This is a genomic window from Shewanella sp. TC10 (assembly GCF_009663145.1).
Taxonomy (GTDB): domain Bacteria; phylum Pseudomonadota; class Gammaproteobacteria; order Enterobacterales; family Shewanellaceae; genus Shewanella.
The window spans coordinates 1-23,949 of the sequence record NZ_VKHR01000044.1; the positions used below are offsets into that span (position 1 = coordinate 1).

The 23,949-nt window shown below is 42.0% G+C and carries 16 protein-coding genes; 4 read left to right on the forward strand and 12 right to left on the reverse strand.

From position 1 onward, the window contains the following. The first annotated feature begins 210 nt into the window (after positions 1 to 210). Positions 211 to 1,227 carry a glycosyltransferase family 9 protein gene (locus FNZ24_RS14840; protein ID WP_153915516.1) on the forward strand — a complete coding sequence of 339 codons (1,017 nt, stop codon included), beginning with the start codon at positions 211 to 213 and terminating at the stop codon, positions 1,225 to 1,227. 74 nt (positions 1,228 to 1,301) lie between these two features. Beyond that, on the forward strand, positions 1,302 to 2,255 hold the full coding sequence (gene rfaD, locus FNZ24_RS14845; RefSeq protein ID WP_153915517.1) for an ADP-glyceromanno-heptose 6-epimerase: 954 nt from the start codon (positions 1,302 to 1,304) through the stop codon (positions 2,253 to 2,255). 173 nt (positions 2,256 to 2,428) lie between these two features. On the opposite strand, the gene FNZ24_RS14850 is transcribed toward rfaD, so the two are convergent. From FNZ24_RS14850 to FNZ24_RS14880, 7 genes are all read right to left on the reverse strand, one after another. Continuing rightward, a complete protein-coding gene (locus FNZ24_RS14850; RefSeq protein WP_153915518.1) occupies positions 2,429 to 2,830 on the reverse strand; it encodes a CBS domain-containing protein in 402 nt (133 codons plus the stop codon). Next, positions 2,827 to 3,177 carry a P-II family nitrogen regulator gene (locus tag FNZ24_RS14855; RefSeq protein WP_153915519.1) on the reverse strand — a complete coding sequence of 117 codons (351 nt, stop codon included), beginning with the start codon at positions 3,175 to 3,177 and terminating at the stop codon, positions 2,827 to 2,829. Before FNZ24_RS14855 ends, FNZ24_RS14850 begins: the two co-directional genes overlap by 4 nt. 3 nt (positions 3,178 to 3,180) lie before the next feature. Next, the gene (locus FNZ24_RS14860; protein WP_153915520.1) at positions 3,181 to 4,035 is read right to left on the reverse strand and encodes a DUF1538 domain-containing protein; all 855 of its coding nucleotides are present in this window, start codon (positions 4,033 to 4,035) and stop codon (positions 3,181 to 3,183) included. 57 nt (positions 4,036 to 4,092) lie between these two features. After that, the gene (locus tag FNZ24_RS14865) at positions 4,093 to 4,824 is read right to left on the reverse strand and encodes a DUF1538 domain-containing protein (RefSeq protein WP_153915521.1); all 732 of its coding nucleotides are present in this window, start codon (positions 4,822 to 4,824) and stop codon (positions 4,093 to 4,095) included. Between the two features lie 344 nt (positions 4,825 to 5,168). Next, positions 5,169 to 5,678: a DUF6702 family protein gene (locus FNZ24_RS14870; RefSeq protein WP_153915522.1), complete on the reverse strand. Its 510-nt coding sequence runs from the start codon at positions 5,676 to 5,678 to the stop codon at positions 5,169 to 5,171. Next, positions 5,678 to 8,134, reverse strand: coding sequence for a M1 family metallopeptidase (locus FNZ24_RS14875; RefSeq protein WP_153915523.1), 2,457 nt, complete (start codon positions 8,132 to 8,134; stop codon positions 5,678 to 5,680). Before FNZ24_RS14875 ends, FNZ24_RS14870 begins: the two co-directional genes overlap by 1 nt. A 415-nt stretch (positions 8,135 to 8,549) precedes the next feature. Then, a complete protein-coding gene (locus tag FNZ24_RS14880) occupies positions 8,550 to 9,335 on the reverse strand; it encodes a substrate-binding periplasmic protein (RefSeq protein WP_228768504.1) in 786 nt (261 codons plus the stop codon). A gap of 503 nt (positions 9,336 to 9,838) precedes the next feature. Between FNZ24_RS14880 and FNZ24_RS14885 the strand changes: the two genes are divergently transcribed. Next, positions 9,839 to 10,819, forward strand: a complete 981-nt coding sequence (locus FNZ24_RS14885) for an NAD(P)H-quinone oxidoreductase (protein ID WP_153915525.1) — start codon at positions 9,839 to 9,841, stop codon at positions 10,817 to 10,819. A 101-nt stretch (positions 10,820 to 10,920) separates the two neighbouring features. On the opposite strand, the gene FNZ24_RS14890 is transcribed toward FNZ24_RS14885, so the two are convergent. Next, entirely contained in the window at positions 10,921 to 11,574 is a 654-nt protein-coding gene (locus FNZ24_RS14890; protein WP_153915526.1) for a hypothetical protein, read from the reverse strand. 718 nt (positions 11,575 to 12,292) lie between these two features. Between FNZ24_RS14890 and FNZ24_RS14895 the strand changes: the two genes are divergently transcribed. Then, positions 12,293 to 13,309, forward strand: a complete 1,017-nt coding sequence (locus tag FNZ24_RS14895; RefSeq protein ID WP_153915546.1) for an IS110 family transposase — start codon at positions 12,293 to 12,295, stop codon at positions 13,307 to 13,309. A 601-nt stretch (positions 13,310 to 13,910) separates the two neighbouring features. Here the strand turns inward: FNZ24_RS14895 and FNZ24_RS14900 are convergent. The 4 genes from FNZ24_RS14900 to FNZ24_RS14915 all read right to left on the reverse strand — a co-directional run bounded on the left by FNZ24_RS14900 (position 13,911) and on the right by FNZ24_RS14915 (position 23,850). Beyond that, positions 13,911 to 14,516: a hypothetical protein gene (locus tag FNZ24_RS14900; protein WP_153915527.1), complete on the reverse strand. Its 606-nt coding sequence runs from the start codon at positions 14,514 to 14,516 to the stop codon at positions 13,911 to 13,913. 453 nt (positions 14,517 to 14,969) lie between these two features. Continuing rightward, the gene (locus tag FNZ24_RS14905; protein ID WP_153915528.1) at positions 14,970 to 17,471 is read right to left on the reverse strand and encodes an alpha/beta hydrolase family protein; all 2,502 of its coding nucleotides are present in this window, start codon (positions 17,469 to 17,471) and stop codon (positions 14,970 to 14,972) included. A 297-nt stretch (positions 17,472 to 17,768) separates the two neighbouring features. Further along, positions 17,769 to 19,850, reverse strand: a complete 2,082-nt coding sequence (locus FNZ24_RS14910) for a winged helix-turn-helix domain-containing protein (protein ID WP_153915529.1) — start codon at positions 19,848 to 19,850, stop codon at positions 17,769 to 17,771. A gap of 352 nt (positions 19,851 to 20,202) precedes the next feature. After that, positions 20,203 to 23,850, reverse strand: coding sequence for a S8 family serine peptidase (locus tag FNZ24_RS14915; RefSeq protein WP_153915530.1), 3,648 nt, complete (start codon positions 23,848 to 23,850; stop codon positions 20,203 to 20,205). Positions 23,851 to 23,949: the final 99 nt, after the last annotated feature.

Here is a 23,949-nt window from a genome sequence, read left to right on the forward strand (position 1 = left end):
ATACCAAGTGGGAATAGTAAACACGCAAGAGCTGTAAAACTTGTTAGCTAGAAATAAAAAATCCCTGGATAAGCAGGGATTTTTTATTTCTAGCTAACAAGTTTTACAGCTCTTGCGTGTTTACTATTCCCACTTGGTATAAAATAACTAGATGCAACCCAAGTTGTGCTGTCATTGAGTTACAGCAAAGAGTATCTAAGGCCCAAGTTAATGAAAAAAATCCTGTATGTGAGACATGATAAAATTGGTGACTTCACCACGAAGTGGCCTGCACTTAGCATGTTAAAACAGGCAATGCCGGAAGCGACAATTGATGTTTTTGTTGCTCCAGTAGTGAAAAGTTTTGCCGAGGCGTGTCCCCATGTGGATAACGTATTAATTGATACAGGCGATGATGCAGCCATTGCACAACAGATTAAAGAGCAAGGCTACGATGCCGCGATTGTTTCCTTATCTCAATTCCGTGTTTATAAGTTATTAAGGCCCGCTAAAATTCCTTATATGCTAGTGCCAACGCTCAATTGGTATCAATATCTTTATAAACACAGAACCAATGCTCAGTATCAAGAAGGTATTTCGGTGTGGCGCCGCGCATGTAATGTGGTGGAGCACTTTCTTAAAGAGCACAATTACCCTATTCCAGAAGTGAAGCGACCTTTTTGGGATATAACCAGTAAAAAGCAGCAGTGGCAAGATTATTACAACAAGCAGGACGGTGAAAAATTGATTTTTGCTCATCCTGGAACTGGTGGCTCCTCGGGTGGAGTGCCGGTTGAGTCATTTTCTAATATGCTTGTTGATATCAATCAACAGACTCAGTTAGACTGCCGATTTGTGATCACTTATAGCGGCCAAGAAGAAGTCCTTGCAGATGAAATGGTGGGCATTTTGTCGCAAAAAGGCATGAAGGTTGAGAAAGCCAAACCGCTATCGAGTTTAAGTGAGTTCGCGGAATCATTAGTGGCGGCTGATATGTTCATTGCTGGCTCGACTGGGCCTTTGCATTTAGCGGGATTACATAATGTGCCAACATTAGGTTTTTATGCTGGTAGACGCTCAGCTCCGCACATACGCTGGCAGTCTCTGTCGGCAGATGATCGCCGTTTAAGCTATACGCCGCCAGTGGGAAAAAGAACAGGCCGCAATATGGCGTTAATTGATTTTGAAAAAGCGGCGACAGAAACAGCCCAGTTTTTAGATGCATTTTATGCACAAGACAGCCAGTAATTAATACTGGCTGAATCAATAGAATTAGATTTGTACGTGATGTTATATCGCGCCATTACACAGGAATATAACTTATGATCGTTGTTACAGGTGCTGCAGGTTTTATCGGTAGTAATTTAGTTAAATCGCTAAATGAATTAGGTCGTACAGATATCATCGCAGTGGATGATTTAACTGACGGCACACAGATGTTCAACTTAGCTGATTGTGAAATCGCTGACTACTTAGATAAAGATGCCTTCTTAGCCAGCGTTAAAGCAGGTGAGTTTGACGGTAAATTAGAAGTTATTTTCCATCAAGGTGCTTGTTCATCTACCACTGAGTGGGATGGCAAGTTCATGATGCAGAATAACTACGAGTACTCAAAAGTGTTACTACACTTTTGCCAAGCTAACGATGTGCAGTTTATCTATGCGTCTTCAGCGTCAGTGTATGGTGGCAGTGACACATTTGTTGAGAAGCGCGAAGTTGAAAAGCCGCTTAACGTTTATGCCTACTCAAAATTCTTGTTTGATCAATATGTCAGACAGCAAGACACCTCTGCGCAGGTGGCTGGTTTACGTTACTTCAATGTTTACGGCCCAAGAGAGCAACATAAAGGTGGCATGGCGAGTGTGGCTTTCCATTTTAATAATCAGATTAAAGCCAATGGCGTATGTCGTTTGTTCGCGGGTATTGATGGCTATGAAGATGGTCAACAGTTACGTGACTTCGTGTTTGTTGAAGATGTAGTAAAAGTGAATATTTGGCTATGGCAAAATAAGTCTGTATCAGGCGTATTTAACTGTGGTACAGGTGAAGCGCAAAGCTTTAATGATGTGGCTAATGCAGTGGTTAAGTATCATGGCAAAGGTGAGATTGAATACATTCCTTTCCCTGACAAGCTAAAAGGCGCTTATCAAAGCTACACACAAGCAGATTTAACTTTACTGCGCTCAGTGGGCTGTGACCATGTGTTCAAAACTGTTGAACAAGCCGTGCCTGAATATTTAGACTGGCTTAAAGACCAACACTTTATTGGTCAGTAGGTTACTGTTCAGTAGGTTATTGGTCAGTAAGATTTTTAGCCTGTAAAGAGTTGTGAGTCAAAGTAAGTTAGCAATCTGAATCACAAGCCCAAAGTTCATTTAAAAGCCTTGATAGCATTAGCATCAAGGCTTTTTTCTGTTCGTTCCACTTGGAGAGCTGCTCAGAGGCAGCATTATTTACCAACCATGCCTTTAAGGACAATATCATCATAGGTCACGAAACCAACAATGTTATGGTCTTCAACTACCGGGGCTTTATTGATTTGGAATTGATCAAATAATCTGGCGGTATAACGAATATCCATATCGGCACTGACCGACATGACTGGCTTAATCATGATCTCGTAAACATTCACTCGCTCGGGCGACTTATTGGTTGCCAGCACTTTTCTGGCGATATCACTCAGCAGTAGCATCCCGTATTCATCGTGCTCATGGCGTTTATTTACCACCAGAATAGATACGTCATGTTCAACTGCAATGGCAATGGCCTCACTAATCGTCAGCATGCCGTCAATCATGGCATATTGATTCATTAATACGTCGCGGTTTTTAATAGGCGTCGATAGCTTCATATTTGATCCTTAATCTCATTGGTGAGTTTTTCGACTTGGTGTGCAACACCAACGGCATCTTCAACATCAATTTGAATAGCGATACCTTGACCTGGATTGGTATTAAAGCCGCCAACATCACAAATCGTTTCTAAAATATGGCGGCTCATATGTTCTTCGACTAGCCATAAAATGACATCTCTTTGTACATCTAGCCCCAAGCCCATGAAGGTTTTCTTTTTCTTTAGTCCTTCACCTCTGGCATGGTTGATAACCGTTGCACCTGTTGCACCGGCTTCTCTTGCAGCATCAAGCACTGTGTCAGTGGTGATGTCGTCGACAAACGCGATAATTAACTTAAATCGCATGGTTTACTCCTTAACGGATCGATTCGATTCTATGTTTGATATAGATGATGGTTTACTACTAGCTGATTGTGTTTCGGTTTTTTCGTCACTTGATTGATCTCTGCGCTTATCTAACCAAGCCACGATTTGGGCATATGTCATCACGGCGATAATGGGAAATAAGCTTGCAAAAGCAATCAGTCCAAAGCCGTCAATTAACGGGTTACGCCCTTCAACATTGGATGCCAAGCCTAGGCCTAATGCGGCCACTAAAGGCACTGTCACAGTGGATGTGGTGACGCCACCAGAATCATAGGCGAGGGGAATAATCGATTTAGGCGCAAAGAAGGTTTGAATCACCACCACGACATAACCTGCCATGATGTAATAGTGGATGGGATCGCCAACGACAATACGAAAGCAGCCTAGCGAAATACCAAATGCCACCCCAATGGCGACAGAAATGCGCAAACCTTGAGTACTAATAGTCCCGCCTGAAACCTCATTGGCTTTGATCGCAACCGCAATCAAAGAGGGTTCTGCAATTGTGGTACTAAAACCAATCGCCGCTGCAAATACATAGACCCACAAATAGTCTTGCCACAAGTAAGGGCCTGCTGAGCCGTCAGGATGTAAAATACTGGGAGAGGTCAGTTGGTTTGCGAGATTCTCACCAATGGGAAATAACGCCAACTCTAATCCCACTAAGAAAAAGCTCAAACCAAAGGTGACGTAAACAAAACCCAATACTACGGTTTTCCAATTAGCGATGGGACGTTTTAGTACACCTAATTGAAAGCCAAATAATATGACCGCAATTGGGATCACATCACGCATTGTCAGTAATAAGGTCTCTAATAATTGGTTAAGCCACGCCATGAATGACTCCCATTGAGATTAATCTAAAATCGGTGACAAACGGATTATTATTCATGGCTAAAGCACCATGCCATATAGCAAAACGAATATCACAGGGGTTAGGCTGGCAAAGGCAATTAAGCCAAAACCATCAAGCATGGGATTACGACCTTTAATCACGGTGGCTAAACCCACACCAAGTGCGGTGACTAAAGGGACGGTAATCGTTGAGGTTGTGACGCCACCTGAATCGTAGGCGATGCCGATAATATTATCTGGGGCGAAGCTGGTGAGGATCATCACAATGACATATCCGCCGATAATCAAGTAATGGATTGGCCAGCCTTTTACAATGCGGATCACCCCAAGCAAAATAGCTAAACCGACCGACACAGCCACTGTGAGTCTGAGCCCTAATGCATAGCTGTCCATCGCATCTTCTGAGCTAGCAATTGCGCCACCTTCGGCGGCAACTTCAGCGGCTTCGGCTGCAACAGCTGTGAGTGCTGGCTCGGCTAAGGTGGTTCCAAAACCCAAAGCAAAAGAGAAAATAACTAACCAAAAGGTGCTGCCTTTTCGGGCAAGGGCATGGGCTAATGATTCACCAATGGGGAAAAGTCCCATCTCTAAACCAAACACGAAAAAAGTTAATCCTAGAACAATAAAGACGACCCCAACGAGAATTGAGAACAAGTTCGCAGGGGCTTGTTGAAGGATAAAAATCTCGAAGAAACTCACCACCAATATGATGGGGACTAAATCTCGAAAACTGCCGAGCATAGATTGTAGTAGTTTAACTAATCCGCTCATTCCACCTCCTGTGAAAACCAATGTCAACAACTTATATTACAACAGCTTAGGCAGTAATTAACTGACTCAAACTGGGGTGTTTCCAAAGTTTAATTTTCTATATCACTATCTTCAGTGTGCCAACTTGATAACGTAAAACAACAGAAAATTAACAAAAGTTGCGTTGTTTTTGAGCTAGATCAAATTGTGAAAACAAATGTGCGCTAGGTAGGGGGAGGTTAGCTAAATAGCGGTTGAATAAGGGCAACTAAAGCACAAAAAAAAGAGACCCTAAGGTCTCTTCAAGTGCTAATGATATGACTCAAACTGAATTATTTTCTAGGATAATTCAGTTTGGCTAACTGCTAAAGAGTTAAATGTTGCCATGCGTCGCCAGCGCCAAGTCTTAATGATTTCACCTGTTTTTCACGTTCAACATTAATGTAGTTAAGCTGGCTTGGCCAAAGCTCTTGCAAGCTTTCCATTTTAATATAAAAACTATTCATGGTTTGATGATTAATTTGGGTTTCTTGGTAAACCCACAAATACTTCCCTTCGACTTCAGTACCAACAAAATTGAGCTTAATCACTTGTTGGTTATCATCGGCAATATGAAACTTATCTTGCACGTAATAAGCAAAAGCTTCACGGCTGACAGGATCTTTTAGTAAATCAGCATGGCTGTCAAAAAGGTTATTGGCAGCATGTTCTGCATCGTGCAGATAGAACCTGTGCTGGACTTCTAAATTGCCAGTGCGCTCATTAAATAGCACATTGCTGTAGCTTTCTTTCTGTTGATGCGCCCAGCTTTTAGCGCTAATGCTCATTGTGGCAATCAGTATCAAAAAGGCGGCAGCGATAAATTGTCGTGACATTACTTCTTATATTCCTTAGCTTCAGGTGCTTTCACTTCGGTGTTGATGTCATGCATTACATCGCGGCGATGTTTTCCTTTACGCTTTTCGCTCTTGTAAGCTTCAATACGTGACGGGATTATTCTACGTGGATAATGGTTGTTTTCAATATCAACATCCGCAGTTTCCCAGCTTGGATCTACTTCAACAGAGACCAGTTGCTGCGACTTTTCAGTGACAATCAATTTACTCACAGCTTTAGGCGAACGGCGCCAGATTTCAGCAGGTAAAGTGAGTTTTTCAGTGCTGCCATCGGCAAAGGTCATTTCCAGTAATATTGGCATCACTAGCCCACCAATATTAGAGAAGTTCATCACATAGTAGTTCTTGTCTTCTTCTAATGCTCTGGCTAACGCTTTGCGTTCCCATGGCTTAAGTTTAGCCAGGGTCGACTGGTATTTATTGCGTTCTTTATTGGTCACAGTAAAGCGATCATTTTCGTCATGAAAATCGGCTAAGTCACCGTTTAAATCCACCCAAGGCTTAATGCCAGCTTGTTGGTTATTTTGGATAAATAACGACGTTGGCTTATCGGCCTCTTCTTGACGTAGGCGATCAAAATCAATATCAGGGTTTTTAGTATCTAAACGTAATTGGTATACCTTATCAATACTGATATCAACATGATCTGTGGTGTAGAACCACCCACGGAAGAACCAATCTAAATCCACTCCTGAAGCTTCTTCCATAGTGCGGAAAAAGTCATATGGTGTCGGACGTTTGTTTTCCCAGCGACGAGAGTATTCTTGAAAAGCGAAGTCGAAAAGCTCACGACCTAACACCACTTCACGCAAAATATTAAGTGCAGCAGCAGGTTTGGTATATGCGTTAGGTCCGTATTTTAAGATGCTATCAGATTGCGTCATGATAGGAACTTGAACGTTAGATTTCATGTACTCGATGATGTCACTTGGCTCACGACCCCAAGCTAAATCAGGATCCCACTCTTTACTGGCTACACCGTCTAAAAAGCTGTTTAAACCTTCATCCATCCAAGCCCATTGACGCTCATCTGAGTTCACAATCATTGGGAAATAGTTATGACCTACTTCGTGAATAACCACGCCAATTAAGAATTGTTTTTCAGATAATGTGTAACTACGAGGACCGTCTTCATGCCAAATAGTGCGCGGGCCATTAAAGCTGATCATCGGGTATTCCATACCGCCAACAGGGCCATTGACACTGATAGCCGTCGGGTAAGGGTAGTCAAAGGTAAAGCGTGAGTAGACTTCCATTGTATGGATGACAGATTCTGTGGAGTACTTCTCCCATAGCTCGCCACCTTCTTTAGGGTAAAAAGACATGGCCATGACTTCAGGCATGGTGTCGCCACCTTGCTGATAACCTTTGGCATCCCAGATAAATTTGCGCGATGATGCCCAAGCAAAATCACGGACATTCTCAGCTTTAAAGTGCCAAGTTTTTTGGCCTGACTGAGTGCTTGATTCATTCTTTAAGGCTTCATCTGCAGACACAATAAACACTGGACGCTTGGCATCTTTCGCATCTTCTAAACGATCACGCTGAGTTTTCGTCAGTACCTTTTTAGGGTTTTGTAATATGCCTGTTGCGGTGACGATATGATCGCTAGGTACGGTCATTTGAACGTCGTAATTACCAAACTCTAACGTAAATTCACCGCGTCCTAAAAACTCTTTGTTGTGCCAAGCTTCGTAATCTGAATATGACGATACGCGTGGGAACCACTGAGCCAGTAGGAATATATCATTGCCGCCCTCGCGTTTATCATCAGGGAAATGTTCATAACCTGAGCGTGCACCAACAGCATCTTCTTCGAGGATATTAAATTCAAAGTCCATATTCACTACGGTAGTTTGATTTGGCTTAAGTGGCTTTGGTAAATCAATGCGCATTTGCGCGCCATTAATCACATATTTAAGGGCTTTGCCTTTAGTATCTGTGATATTGGCGAGCTCGTAACCTAATTCAACATCGTCCATAAACTGTTGGCGACGCAAGGTTTTTAAGTTGATTTTTGCAGGCGCTTTATCTTGAGCTTTAGCAGAAGCACTGGCGTTATTGCCTAGGCCCGAAAAGCTACTACTGCGTTCGGCAACTGAGTCAGAACTGAAGCGATTTTGCTCGAGCTGGATCCATAAATACTTGAGGGTATATGGAGAGTTATTGTGGTAGGTAATGACTTGACTAGCTGAAATGCGGCGCTTTGATTCATCCAGCTTTACCTTGATGTTGTAATCAACTTGCTGTTGCCAATAATCCTTACCAGGCTCACCAGCGGCATTACGATAATCGTTTGGAGTGGGGTGACTTTCTTCTAATTGGCGAAACTTGTCTTCAAAGTCACCTTTAGTTTGTTCAATGGGCGATGCATTAACCAAAGGAAGATACATTAGGCCAAATACCAGCGCGATAGCCTGAGGATACAGTTTCATGCTTGCTCCGAAGTGGTCACTTTTTTAGATAAATGCCACATTTTTATAATTTTTAATGACTTATCAGGCAGGAATAGCAGTGTACGACTTATGTGTTCGTGACGTTTATCTTCTTAAGACTATTAATGCTGGGTGATGTTGAGGGTTTGTAAAACCGAAAGGGATTGTACACCTAGAGATAACAAATGTGTTAAAAGTACACATTTTGTAACTTAATTTGATTAACACGGTTAAAGGCTCTGTTAATATCAGTAATAGCTAAATAAAATGAATGGTAGAGAGGAAGGTTATTTATTAATAATAGATAATAAACATATAGTTATATGGGTAAACTGTTTTTATGGTGGTTTTTTAATGAAATGTAGTTGAATCTTGGGTCTTAGTGAGAAAACTTTCGATTATAGAAAGCTCTCGGTTATAGAAAAGGAGTCGCTTCAGTTTCCTCGATGTTGTACTTATCCAAAATCTGCTGGAATTCGCCAGTGTGCTTTAGTTTTTGTAAGCCACTAGCAAACATTTTCGCCACTTGGGTGTTATTTGAGTTAAAGCCGACATATAAAGGTAATGGTTTACCAAAAGAGCCGGCATAACGGATTTGGTCAGCTAGGTTTAACTTTTCTGCAGTGTTTTGAATGACGACCTTATTACCTAATATGACTTGGAAGCGGCCTTTGATAAGGCGCTGGATATTCATAGATAAAGGTTGATTCCCAGAGGCAAAGTAAAAACGGTTTGAATAGGCTATTTTATTGTTTAATTGCTCACCATAATCATAGCTACGAATAATGCCTACCTGCACACTATCTAAGTCTTCTAATTGGTTAAATTTCCATGGAAGACCTTTAGCCGTAAAAAAGTCTTTGCTGGCATAACCAATAATGATTTCATCAGTTAATAAACCATATTGGGCAACATGAGTAGGAGTTACAGCAAGAATTGCATCTATATTGCCTTGTTGGACTTCTTTTAAAGCACGATTAAATGGCACTGCTAGAAAATGTACAGGTTGATCCATTTCAGCAAAAGCGCGCTGGGTCAGTTCTGTAACATAGCCTGTCTGGTTTTCGCAGACATAAGGGCACCAGATATCAGAGGCGATTAACAGAGGTTTGGCAGAAACAGAGGAGCTGAATGCAGCAAAGCACAGCAATAAAGCTGTGTAGTACTTTACAACGTTGGCTAAGGCTGTTTTTAGTGTCATTTTCACAATGATATTAATTCCAGTTAGTCGTGGTAAATTTCTTAGAGATCTCACTTTGCGCAAAATATAGAGAGGTTGATAACTGTAAAGTCATTAACGCTAAGCACCATGATAATTATAGTATCTTATATCGACAGAATATAAGAGAATATTTAATAGCTATTACCTTATTACGCCAACCTGATACACATGTCTTAGCCCTAAAAGACCTAAACCTAAATGACTTTATAGGGTTTGGACGTCGCCAATAGACATAACACCTCGACATAACACCTCGAGATAGCACCTCGAGATAGCACCTCGAGATACTGAGTGGAGAAAGGTTGTCTAATTTGTGTTTCAAAACAGTGCTTCAAAATAGCGCTTCAAATTGGTTCTTCAAAGTGGCTCTTCAAAAAAGTACTTTAAAATAGTTCTTCAAAAAGTTCTTCAAAATAGTCCCTTAAACTAATGCTTCTAGTCATTAAAGGTTTAATAGCTGATCTTTCACAAGGAATTGCTGTATGAAACATGTTTCGTTCGACAAAACGGGTAGCGCTGAAGTAATGCATTTTAGTCACAGCGAACTTGCGCCGTTAGCTCAAGGTCAAGTGTTAATAAAAGTGCATGCTGCAGGCGTAAATGGCCCTGATATCAAACAACGTGAAGGAGCTTATCCTCCACCGAAAGGTGCCAGTGCTATTTTAGGCTTAGAGGTCGCTGGGGAAATCCTTGAAGTGGCAGGTGATGTTAGCCAATGGAAAATAGGCGATAAAGTTTGCGCCCTAGTGCCTGGCGGAGGTTATGCTGAGCAAGTTATTACTGACGCTAGCCATTGTTTGCCTATACCCAAAAACTATAGTTTTGAACAAGCCGCAGCATTACCTGAAACTTGTTTTACCGTTTGGGGCAATATGGTGGTAAGGGCTGAACTTACAGCAGGTGAAACTGTGCTTATTCATGGCGGCTCAGGTGGTATTGGTACTACTGCGATTCAAATGGCGAGTGCATTAGGCGCTAAGGTGTTTGTGACATCAGGTTCTGATGAAAAGTGCCAATACTGCCTTGAGCAAGGCGCGTCAGTTGCGGTGAATTATCATCAGCAAGACTTTGTTGAACCCATCTTAGAAGCAACAGCAGGCGAAGGCGTTAATGTCGTATTTGATATTGCTGGTGGCGATTTTGTTAACCGTAATCTTAAAGTGGTGGCAATGGATGGAAGAATGGTGTCAGTCGCAATGCAAAGAGGCATGAAAGCTGAAGTGGATATTTTTAGGCTAATGGCGAAACGTATTCGCTGGACAGGCTCTACGTTAAGGCCACAAAGTATTGAAGCTAAAGCCGAGATTGCCCAAGGTCTAAAACAGCATGTTTGGCCAATGCTTGAAAGCGGGAAAATGCATATAAACCTTGATAAAGTTTTTGCTTTTGATGACGTGATTGCAGCTCATCAATATATGGAATCTGGCCAGCATCAAGGGAAAATTATTTTGAAACTGATTTAGCATCAGTAAGAACGCCCATTTAAGGGGCTGAAAACAGTTTGCTAATATTTGTAGCGAAGCGAAATCTAGCAAACTGTTTTTTGTTCAGTTTAAAGCACTTGTTAGCTGTTTTTTCCCATTTTCATATTTAGAAAACTATGAAGAGTACCTTGGCCTTCAATTACTACCTTACACGTTTTTTCTATCTCAATAATTATCTGATCCAGTTGTTCATTTATTGGATCTTCGTCTGATATACCTTCCCAGAAAATTGCCTCAAATTTATCAACATCTTTTTGATGGCTTTCCCAACGTTCATCAGTTCGAAAATGGTTTCTAGCCCAAAGTTTAGATAGCATTCTAGCAGAGCCAATAATCTTACCGGTAACAGCTCTAATATCATCAAATGGCTTTGCTTTTTCTTTGCCTAATTGTGCCATAAATCGATATCTTGAAGCATGTAACCTATTAAATAGCTCTTGGTTCTTTTGATAACGCACAAAAACAACTGAGGCACTTTTCCTAGCTTCATACTGTTCGTTAGACTCATTGGTTAATTGTGTAATTTCATCAGTTTCATTCGCGTAAGACATAGGGTGTCGAATATGTTTAATTACATCAACAGCCTCGTAGAACAATGCCAATGTATCTTCAGCAAGTTCAATCTGTCTCTTACCAACATGTTCGCGTCGCCACGCATCAATGCCATATACAGCAACCCAAATAGTGATGATAATAGAAATGCTTTTAACGGTATCTAAATCAAACCATTCCATAATATATACCTACGGCTAAGTGAACAGCTAACAGCTTATTGAACGGCTCGCACAATAAAGTCGGCGGCTTAAGTTATTGATTAATATCATCCTACATTTTTTATCTGATTGATATAAATAATAATTTATTTTTGACTGCTTAAAATTAAACGGGCTTTCCTGATAAAGGTGGCTGAAAAATAATGATTATTTTTTAAATTGATAATTATTATGATGTTAGAGTTAGCTACCTTGTTTTCATTGTCTAGCGATGTTTGGAGTAGCTCAAAGTCGTGGCGCTTCGCCCACACCCGACGAAAGGGAAACAACAGCATTTCCCTTCTCGACATCCCTTGCCGCCCCAACGAAATTACTCTTTCAAAGCGAGTAAGCTTCATGCTTATTCGAAAATAGCTAACGCTTCCGATAGGCCATCCATGGCCAAACGAAAGCTAGCCTGACGTCCTGTCAGGCTTACGCCATTTTCTTCAACACATTTCAGCAATTTCAATGGGGATCATTGAGCCTGCAAGTTCGCTTGTTGTTCTTAATCTTTAGGAAGTTATTTGTATTTATTATGCTTTTGATCTTCTTTGAATGTTCAATTTGAATTGAGGTAAGCAAGAAAATCCCGTGAGTCCAGACATGGATAATGGAATGGACCCATCCACTTTTAATCGGCCTCGCAATGGGCCACGATGTAGTTGCTAAAACTCATCAGAAAGAGGACTGGTCCACTATGAACATTACTACAATTGGTCTTGATATCGCAAAGTCTGTTTTTCATTTTGTTGGCGTTAATAAAGCCGGAAAGCTYGTCAAAAAGAAGATAATTAAGCGAAAAGAGTTAGTACTTTTTCTTGCTCAAATAGAACCTTGTCTTGTTGTGATGGAAGCCTGTGGTGGCGCAAATTACTGGGCTAGAGAGTTTGAGAAAGTGGGTCATCAAGTCAAATTGATAGCGCCTCAGTATGTCGTGCCCTACAGACAGGGAAATAAGAATGACTATAACGATGCACTTGCGATAGCTGAAGCAGCGCAACGGCCTAACATGCGCTTTGTAGAACCAAAACCTATAGAACAACAAGATATTCAGATGTTGCATCGAATGAGAGAAAGGCTAAACAARCAATCGACAGCACTGATTAATCAGGTTAGAGGGATGCTTGCTGAGTACGGCATTATTATCACAAAAGGAAAAGCGTCTTTTAGGTCAAAGCTACCTGATATTCTAGAAAATGCTGATAACGAATTAACAGCCAGAGGCCGAAATATTTTCTATCAACTGTACGAAGAGTTTAATGATATTGAGCGAAGGCTTAAAAGTTGTGACGTTCAAGTTCAACAAGAGATGAAGAACAATCAAGTATGCMAACGTTTGGAGAGTGTGCCWGGCATTGGTCCTGTCACCGCAACGGCATTTTATGCCGCTGTTGGRGAAGGTAAAGATTTTACCAACGGCAGACATTTTTCAGCATGGTGCGGTCTAGTCCCCAAGCAACATAGCAGTGGTGGAAAAAATAATTTGCTTGGTATTAGTAAGCGAGGAAATGCTTATTTGAGAACGCTATTTATCCACGGGGCAAGAGCGGTTCTTTACCATAGTGAGGCTAAAGGGGATAAATTTAGTCGYTGGGCAACCGCACTTGCAGAAAGACGTGGCTTTAACAGAGCTTGTGTTGCCGTCGCGAACAAGCTTGCACGGATAGCGTGGGTTATAGCAGCAAGAGAAGATGAATATCGTATCGCTGCATAAAAGTAATCATTAACGCGCTAACAATTAGTTTTACCAACCACCAAGTTGCCAAGATAATTGAATTGATGATGAGACAGTCAGACTGTTCTACTTAAAACCTTCGCCTGGCATTGGCTCTAAAGAAGCCGTAAGGATGATAAGGAAAGTAGAAGCAAATATCCATCAGGGCCAGAGGTGTACCTCAATAACAGGCCGAATATATGGGTGCAATGAACTATTCTCAAAGTCGATATTAAATATCTTGCAAACCGGATGGGTCCATATATGCCAAGCTAGCTTTCGTTAGGCCACGGATGGCCTATCGGAAGCGTTAGTGCTTTCGATAATGACCGAAGGCGGCTAAATATGAAGTCTAAAGCTGGATGAATCTCCGTTGGAAATTTTGCTGTTTAAATTTCGCCGGAGCGGCAAGGGATGTCGAGAAGGGAAATGCTGTTGTTTCCCTTTCGTCTGGTGTGGGCGAAGCGCCACGACTTTGAATTTTTTCAAATGATACTTTCAAAATAGTTAAACAAATTTGAGGGGCAAAAGTGAGTTAGAGATAACCCCTAAAAGAAATAGAGACTACTCAAATGACCGAAGGGAGCATACTGCGCCTTGGTTAGTTGTGTTGTTCACGGAACTCAAGGCCAAACTCTACTAATAACATATCCAATACGGCTTCGTTTTCTGGATTAGTTACTGTTTCATAGACCCAAGTGTAATAATTGTTTGTAGAAATATTTTCTAACGCTTTATCTTGCCCAATGAGTTCCGTCAGTGCGATGTATTCCAGGTAGCAAACCATTAGATGGCTTAATGTGCTTCCTTCATCTCTACTACCGAATGGATAGCCTGTTTTTACATTGGGAAAAAAATCTTTGATTCTGGCGCGAAATGCTTCTTTGGTCGGTTTACCGTTGATTATTATATGCCAGTGGAATTGTTCGTGAAGGTAAGTCGACAATAGCTTAGTTTTACTTGCTAAATACTCTGGTTGAGTGCTCATTGTAAGGACTGGGTGGCTATGTGGAGTTTTGGCGTTTTCATCTACTTGGATATGTTTAGTGAAGAGCCATTGCGTTAAATTGAATTGCTCATGTAACGATTCTAAGTCAGATTTAATTTTAACCTCATTAGCGCTTTTGTTGACTGTGTTAATCAGTACCTGAGCATTTACTGGAAAAGTAACGAGTAAAGTTATCAAAAGAATTAATTTAGATTTCATAAACTTCCTTATAAAAGCTGCTAATTTTTAGCTTGTTCAACACTTGAATGAGTTGGGGCGTTAGGTCAGTGTAAACTTTATGAGGAAGTTTATTGGCGCATAATATTGATTGGCTTTATCTTCCCTAAATGGCGTACTCGATGAATGTATTCGAGGCTAGCCAACTCTGTCCTTAAGTGGTTACACTTTTATATGAATTATGGCCGTAATTCAATGTGTTTACTTAGCTTTTTATTGGCTTGGCGGCCTTGAAAAATCACTTTAATCTAATCCACTGTCAGCCTCTCATTCAGCCCCTTATTCAAGAGTCAGTGAAACTGAGCCATGTCTGGAAGCTCGCAGTTGCGCTTACACTGGATGACTGTATCCATGGCAATTAAATGAAATAAAAAAGCCCTGCTATTGCAGGGCTAGTTAACATGAAATGCGGTTATGACTGATGTAGCCTGCGGCTTATTTTACCGAACTCGTGTCAGCAGTCTCTTTTTTAGCAACGTCTTTGTTTGCAGAAGCAGTATCAGGATAAAGTGTGTTCCACCATTGTGGTTCATCTTTTAGATGTAAATCGAACCATGCCAATGTGGCATCCCACCAGTCAAAGCGTGCTTGGCGGCCATTAATGTGATGGTCTTGCCCATTGAACTCAATCAGTTCAACTGGCTTATCCAGCATCTTAAGGGCCGTGTACATGTAGTGGCTTTCACCAACTGGTACGTTAGTATCGGCATTACCGTGAAGTAGTAACATCGGTGTATTGATTTTATCTGCATGATACAGCGGGCTGTGATCGACGTATAAGTCGCGATTATTCCATGGGAAGCTGCCTTTACTGGCTACGCCTGAGTAGCCGTAACCCCACCAACCGTGGCCCCAATAAGCTGATAAGTTACTGATCCCTGCGTGAGCCATAGAAGCAGCAAAAATGTCAGTTTTAGTGGCTAAGTACATGGTCATAAAGCCGCCATATGAGGCGCCCATGTTACCGACACGTTTAGGGTCAACAAAGGTATGTGCTTTCAAGAAAGCTTGCGTACCTTCGATAATATCGTCAGCGCTGTAATCTCCCCAAGCGTTAACGTGACGCCCACTAAATGCTTGACCATATCCCGTTGCGCCGTTTGGTTGCAGTACATACACCACATAACCTTTTGCTGCCCAAAGGTTAAATGGCCAGCGACCGGTGAAGTTACGGGTTACAGGTGAGGTGCCACCGTAGTAATACACTAAGGCTGGATATTGTTTGTTGGCATCAAAATCGACAGGCAAATACACGCGGCCGTCGATGTTGTGTCCATGCTTGTTGGTGAAATCAAAATCTTCAATTTTACCTAAGCGGGTATCGGCATAACTGGCTGCTTTACTATCGAACAGTAATGACTTTTTACCTGACTTCATAAAGTAGGCTTTTTGCGGCACTGTAGCTGAGGTGCCTGCATAAGCGATGACAGGTTTTGATAAGTCACTGGCCACACTGTAGCGATTAACCATGTCCATGCCAGCGCTAATTTTACTGAAGCGTTTTTTGCTTAAATCAAACAAATATAACTGACCACGATCGCCTTCACCAACGCGCAATACTAAGTCGTCATTACTGAGTTTTGCTGCGCCGCCAATGGCTGGGTCAAAGTCTTTACTCAGTGCAATGACCTTACCGTTAGCGTCACGCCAGTAAAGCTGACCGTCATAGTTATTAACTACCACTTTTGGGTCTTGAACGCCTAAGCCATTCATAAAGTCTGGCCCTGCCATGATGTACATTCCGTCATCGGTATAAGTGGCAGAATTAAAGGTGCGGTACTCGCCAATCTGGGTTTCAGTTAAGTCAGCAAGATTAAGCTCAACTAGCTGAGTCAGGCCGTGGGCGGGTTGCTTGTAATCCACTGGGTGGCGGGTAAGTAGTAAGGTGTTGTTGTCGATGTGGCTATCGACTAGGTTACTACTGAGCTCGCCATCAGTCAGTTGGCGGATAAAGCCTGAATCTTTGTCTAATAAGTAAATCTGGCTGTTATTGCGCCAGTAACTCCATCTATCCTCTAGAGCTTTAAAGCGTTTGTTAGTGGCTTTTTCGTCTGCTTTGAACGGCTTTTGCCAGCTGAATAATACATTGTCGCCATACCAATGCAGGTTAGAGACGTTTTCCATATCAGTTGCTGCGATATCAATACTGATGTCTGACACTGTCAGCAATTGAATCTGATTATCAGCAACATATGCTAATTGCTTGCTGTTGTTTGACCAGGCTGCACTTGCTGGTGCGCTGTCTTGCCAGCGATAAATCACTTCTTTATCTGAAGTGTTAATTAACTCTGTTACCGCAACGGGTTTGTTGTCATTGTTGGCTGGATAATGACTTTTGGTTTGCAGTAAATATTTACCATTTGGCGATAAGTTAAGGCTAGTAATGACTTCAGAGTCAAATAACTGCTCAGCTGATACCCGTTGGGTTTTGGTTTGGCTAAAGCTTGGCGCATCAATATCGGTTTTACCTTGCCAGTCTAGACTGAAATCGGTTTCAGTATCGTTGCCATCGGCAATAATAAGGACTTGATGATCGCCACTTGGCAGTTTAAGTTTTGCTTCATTCGCGGCGTTAAATAAAACGCCGTTAAGGTAAATTTTCGGTGCATTTAGGCCATTGACCGTTAACGTTCCTTGGGTAAAGCGATCCATACTTAGCTGCACTTTATAACCTAACCAGCCTTTGTCAGCTGCCGCGGTTGCTGATTGCCATTGGTAGTTTTGGCCAAATATGCGGATGTCGTCATTATCTTGTGAAAGCGCTGCGGCAAGGTTTGCGGTTAACGCATCACTATGACTGCCTGCTGATAAGGTTTGTGAAGTGATAGAGGCGACTGGGCCAATTTGTTGAATGTTATTTCTGTCAATGTCTGCGCTATGGCTAAAGCCTGAAAACGCCAAAGCGATACTGGCACAAACCAGAGAAAGTGCTTTCATGGGGCATCCTTGTTGTTATTGATTCTGTGCTTGATTTTTTACTTTGTTTTTTACTTTGATTTTTATTTAGTTCTAAACCCAATATTTAACCTCACAGTGTGTCAAATCTGTTGTGAAAATGCACTGGGTTTGAGGCGAAAAAGGTTATTGAATTGCAAAAGAATATGTCAGTAATGAATTGAAATTATGCAAGCCATCAACCTGATCGAAATGGGTTAACTATCAGTCTCAACTATCAGTCTCAACTATCTGTTTCAACTATCTGTTTCAACTATCTGTTTAAATTGGGGGAGTGGATTAGTGCAGCGGTATGCGATAAATATCAGCGTCATTAATCCCTTGCATGCTCACGATGATGGTATCGTCGCTTGCTGCTGCAATACTGCGTTCATTACGAATGCTCATGGCGGGCAATTTAAACGCTATCTCGCTTTCACCATTGGTTGTTAAACGTTTAATAAAATCATTTTCGTCGCTACGCTCAAGATAATACAGCCCATTATTTTGGAAGAAAAAGCTGCCCCAATCTTTGGCTCTTAATGTGTTATTAACCTTGATTGGCTGGCTTGAGCCTGCTGCTAAATAATAAATGCCAGCGACATTGTCTAAGGTGTAATACATGCCTTGATTATTATCTTCAACGGCATACTTAATGTTGTCATTGAGGATGAGTTTTACTTGTTCACTGGCTAAATCATACTGATAAAACCCCCATTGCTCATCAATGAGCGCAGAGTAATAAACGCGACTGCCATCAACCGAGAAAGAAGCGTAACGAACGTTACCTGTCACTTGTGGAATTTTCACTAAGCTTTGGCTGGCGGTATCGCCTAAATACAATTCATTGTAATCCAAGCCTTTGGTTCTTATCGGGGCGACATACAAGCTGCTGGTGGGAGAGGTCGCTGGGATACTCACCATGCCGATGTTGTCGGTCAGCATGGTGTTATGATTGTTTTCTTTGAGCCATAACTCCCAGTCTCCGGAGCGATTTGACAGAAAAATGAGTCCACCTGTTTTAGCAAAGTATTGGCCGTATAAGTCCCGTGATGATGAAATGAGCTGCTTGACGATACTGCCGTCAGTCAATGAGCGCTGGGTAATGAATTCTTGGGAAATATGCCGCGAATAATACAAGTCATTGGTGGCTTCACTGATAGCAATGCTACTAATAGTTTCGTCTTGATGAAAACTCGATAACGTTTGACTGTCGAAGTCGTATCGCTGAATGATAAATGCTGCTTCTCTTAGTGCGGTAAAATACAATAAATTGCTGTTGTGATCCCAATCTAAGCCAATGACTAAGGTTTCATTATCGGCAATGACCTCAGTTGTATCGGTTTTAAGAGTATGGATCATGACTTTGGCAATCATATTTTCTTGCGAGCGCATAATAGCTAATTGGCTGGAGTCTGCAGACCATGTCATCATCAAGTCGTGTTCACCCGCAAGTGGTGACGTTATTGGCGTACTGGTTTCATCATTAAAATGATATTGGTAAATGCTGGAGCGATCTTCTTGGGCTTTGACATAGGCAAGAGATTGTCCATCTGGCGACCATTCTAAGCTGTGTAAATAACCTTTACTGTGACAACCTGAATCAAGCTGTTTATCTTGATTGGTGATTAAGTCTCTCACATGCAAGAAGCATTGGTTGTCCTCGGTTAGACGCAAATATGCTAACGAATGTCCATCAGGTGACCATGTTGGCACTGCTTCGTTATCTTTACTCATGGAAATTTGCCGTAATGGCGCTTTTTCATCATCAAGATCTTTAATATACAAGTGGCCCTTTGCATTGGCTTTACGCCATTGAAACGCCATAAAACGTCCATCTGGCGAAATTGCTGCGCGCTCTTCTACTCCTTCAAAGTTGGTGATGCGATGCGGCGTAATAGGCGTGTTGACTGTATTCGGCTGGGTCAGTTGTTCGGCCGATTGCAGCGCCAATAAGCCTAATGTGGCCAGCAGTAATACCGTAGCAGCGATAAAAACATTTTTTTTGTGTTCGACGGTTTCGCGAATAATATTGTTATTCGTTTTAACGATAGGGGTGGGCTGTATTAATAACTGATAACCGACTTTTGTGACGGTTTTAAAATAATTTTCAGGCTGTTGCCCAAGCTCTGAAAAGGACTTCCTCAGCTGCCAAATTGCATTACCAGTGCCTCGTTTTCCGACTTCAATATTCCCCTGCCATACCTGTTCAATCGCTTGTTCTTTAGTGACAGTTTGTTCTGGATGTAAGATCAATAACTTCAAAAATTCGAATACTTTTGCAGGTAGCGCAACCGTATTGTCATTTGAAGTGATGGTCATGTCATAACAGTTGATAGTGCATTGACCAATTTGATATCGCTGATAAGGAAGAGAAATCATGAATGCAGCATAAACTCCTGAGTGTTTTCTAATTATTATTATGTTCAGAGGATTATTTTGTCATAGCGTCTGAAAATGAAGTTTTATTTGATTTTCATTTAGTCGTCATATTTGAACGATGCGTTTTACGCATTGCTTAATAACCTTGAACAACATAACCGATCTATTAATTTTTGAAACAAACAGTGCGTTTTGAAATGTTAAGGTTTAATTTTGAAGATGAGCATTATTTAATAATTACATGGACTTAAATGTTATTGCGTAGATGTTGAATTATTGTTTCATTTTGTATCAAAGGGAATAAAAAAGCGCCCTGAGGCGCTTTTTATTCATATTGAATAATTGCTTAAGGTTACTTTTGTCTGCGACGCAAACCAAGTAACGCTAATAAGCTCAAACTTAAGAAACCTAAGCTACCACCATCGTCATCTGATTCTGGCTCTGGCGCAGCTTCCACAACAGGGGCATTAATCGTCATGGTAAAGCTTGCTTCAGTCTTATTAACGGTATCGTCAGCGGTGACAACAACCTCATAAGTACCCGCGGCAGCGGTACCTGAAATCATACCTGTCTTGCTATCAATGCTGATACCTTCTGGTAAGCCTGTTGCACTGAATGTTAAGGCATCACCTTCAGCATCAGTAAAGTACATTGATGCATCAATTTCAGCAGCTTGTTGGTCATCTAATGTCACCTCAGGCATCGCTTCATTCAGCACAGGGGCAATATCATTAACGTTATTGATATTGATGGTTACTTTAGAAACCGCAGTATAGACTTGGCCTTGATTACCAATCACTTCCAGCTCATAGCTCATGTTACCAGCGTCATAATCAATGGCCGCAGGGTTATTGATCACGATATCGCCTGTGTTAGTCACAGTGAATGGATCCCCAGGAATCGCTTTTGCTAACGATAGGCTATATGGAGACCATTCAGCCTCGTATACGCCATATGCAAAGAAGGTTTCAGCATCTAATTCGATGGTTGCAACAACACTGCCCATTTCTGCATCTTCATCAATAGTGTGCATTTGGCCGTCTTTAGGATGCGGAATAAAGGCGTAGCTGCCTTGGCCAACCGGTGTCGCCATTGCCCAGTTATCTTCAAGGCTCATTAATAGCATGCCTGGGTTATCGCAACCTACACTGCCAAAACCAAAGGTAAAGCTACAGGTGCTTGCCACACCAAGTTCAATACTTTCACCCGGGGCTAATGTTTCCATTGGGCTGTATTGTTTGGTGTCGCCTTCCTCCACTGGGCGAGATAATAGAGGCAGGGCTCCTCCATTAGATTCGATTTCAATCATCTCACCTGTCATCCAATCAAATACTTCAGATGTTACGGTTTTACCGTATTTCACAGGGTTGAACATGATGATAGGTTCACCTAAGCCATCAGCAGCGTCACGGTCAGTACCAAATATCCAACCTTGGTTTTGATCAAAGTCTTCAATGCTAGCCATGTTTTCGCCGTGATAAAGCTCTTCCATACAGTATTGCGCTACAAAGTTTTGTCCATGGCCTGTAAAATAAGTCGGAAGAGTCGATTTAGTGTAACGACCATAATGATCTGTCCAGTCATACTCTTTCTTGTAATCAATATACCAAGATTGTGGCTGACCATTTTCATCGACTTCAATAAATCCGCTCATGGCTGCTTGGGTCGCTTCATCCCACATATATGGATCGCCACTTACTGCTTGATCTAAGCCTTGGTCTAGTACAAATTGCTCTTGGTAAGCACTCCAAAACACCATCGCAGCGCCAGCTTTGTCAAAGTGATTAGCGATACCGACATCGTTTGGCTTGAAAAATTGTCCCGCAACAACTAGCTTTTTACCTGTTGAACACATGGCTTCATCATAAATACCACCAGCAATGGTTTTTAGCATATTGCCTTGGGTATTTTCTTTGCCAACAGGCAAGTTTGCGCGGTTGAACATAGCTGGAAACACCGCGTAGGTTGTATCAGTGGTACTGTCATTAGTAAATTGCTGAACGTGAGCCCCTGCATCAGGCGCAAACATCAGTGACAACTCACTGCCGTATTGCTCTTCAAAGGTATTAAAGTTTCGAGTGATTTTGCTGCCATTACGAGGCTTTGCTAACCAGCTCATTGCAATGGTTGGCATCTCTTCAGCTGTTAATTGTAATTGACCCGAAAGCTCAACCGCTTGCCAGTTTTCAATGGTTAAGTCCGACCCTGTTTTCATTGGCCAGTTTTCAAGTTGGTCAAAATTCACCACCATAGTGACAGGGAAAACGACCGTCTGTCCTGCAGGCACACTAATGGTTGATGGGTATTCCCAAGTGAGTGCTGAAGTGCCACTTTTTTCGATGCTATTTAATGCCACATCATAGGTGACTGTTTCTTCAGACAGGTTTTTCAGCTGCACTTCTTTCATGAAGCGCTGTGTACCAGTACCTTCTTGGAATCCGAAGTTTAAGTTTGGTTGATAACTGCCTTTTTCCCATGCGACAGCGCTAGACATTAAGGCTGCATCCATATCTTCAACGCCACTACCAATCAGAGTGATTTCACCCTGTTTGCTATTGAGATCCATCACTTCGTTGTTAGCAGTGTTCATCAATAGTGCTTTAATTTCGACCATTGATAACTCTGGACGCTTAGATTTCAGCACTGCAGCGGCGGCTGCTACGCGTGCTACGGCCATTAGGGTATCTGATTCAGTATCCATTTCATCGCCGCCACCGACAACAGCAACATCAATATTTTCAGCGTAACTGACCATGTCAGGTTTGGTATAATTTGTTGCACCACGAACCGGGCCGTATGGTGTTTTATCTGTCACCATCATGCTGTCTTCAGTATCAGCTTTGATGCCACCCACGGTTAATGCACTAGGCGCAGCGCCACGCCAGGTCATGTTGAAGGTATTGTTGTACCATTCAGATCCATTACCCGCATTGACGACAACTAAACTGCCTAATGCCGAAGCCATTTGGATGGCATAGGCTTCGATAATTGGACTAGAAACACCGTCGTCATGTTCGGCGTAAAAGGCATTACCACCTAATGCATCAACAACAATGATGTCTGCTCTATCATCAAAACTGCCATCTTGATTTGGATCTAAGGCGTACTCTAACGCCATCATAAAGCTGCTTGAGCTTTCTGCCGCAAGGCTATATCCATAGCCGTATGGGTCTGACACGTTAGAGGTTTTATAAGCTGCTATCTTTGCAGCTGGTGCTAAGGCATGTACCACACTCGCTAGACGTGTGCCGTGGCCGGTATTGTGAGTTGCACCATCATAATCACGTGTAAAATAAACATTTTGATCAATTGGGTTTGGATCAACTCCCCAGCCTGCATCACTGGCTAAATCCATTCCTTCAACGACGACTTCTGTTGGAAAACCATCAAAAGCATTGATCGAGTTTTCCATGGCTTCAGCGTAAGCTTCAACGCTGCCATCACCACCTAGCCCTGTGTGTGTGTAATCAACACCACTACCAATAATAGCGACTTTAATGCCTTCGCCAGCTGTTATGTCATCTGATAATGCAGGTGCTTTAATTGAATCAGTTGCTGGTTTTGCAGTATTGGCTGTTTTAAGGGCATTTCGAGGAACTTGAATAGGAGAGGCTGCGACGACAACCGCTTGAACACCTGGCATTTTCTTAATTGTTTCGATGTAGCTGGTGTCTGCCTGAACTCGAATAAAGTTACTGACAAGCTTTGAGCCAGGTAGTGTTTTAATGTTGCCATCAAGCGCTTTAATATCATTAATGATTGCTTGTTGACTGGTTTCGATTTGCTGTAAAGATGCAGCAAACTTTTGCTTGTTGTTCAGGGTCGCTTTGGTCAGAGAGCCTTGTTCTGATAAGTAGACAAATAGTGTGGCATCTTGTGTTTGTGCTACAGAACTTGAAAATGCAGATAAGGTATCTGTTTGTGTGGCGGCATAGACTGCAGTAGGTGCTAATGCTGCTAGCGCGATACAGCTTGCGAGTTTTGACTTCTTAAATGACATAGGGTTTCCCTTCAAAGTTAACGTTTAATCGTTTTATTATTTTTTTGCTTGAGTAGCCTCTTGCTTCCTCGGCGAGTTAAGTCAGAACTATCCTGCTCA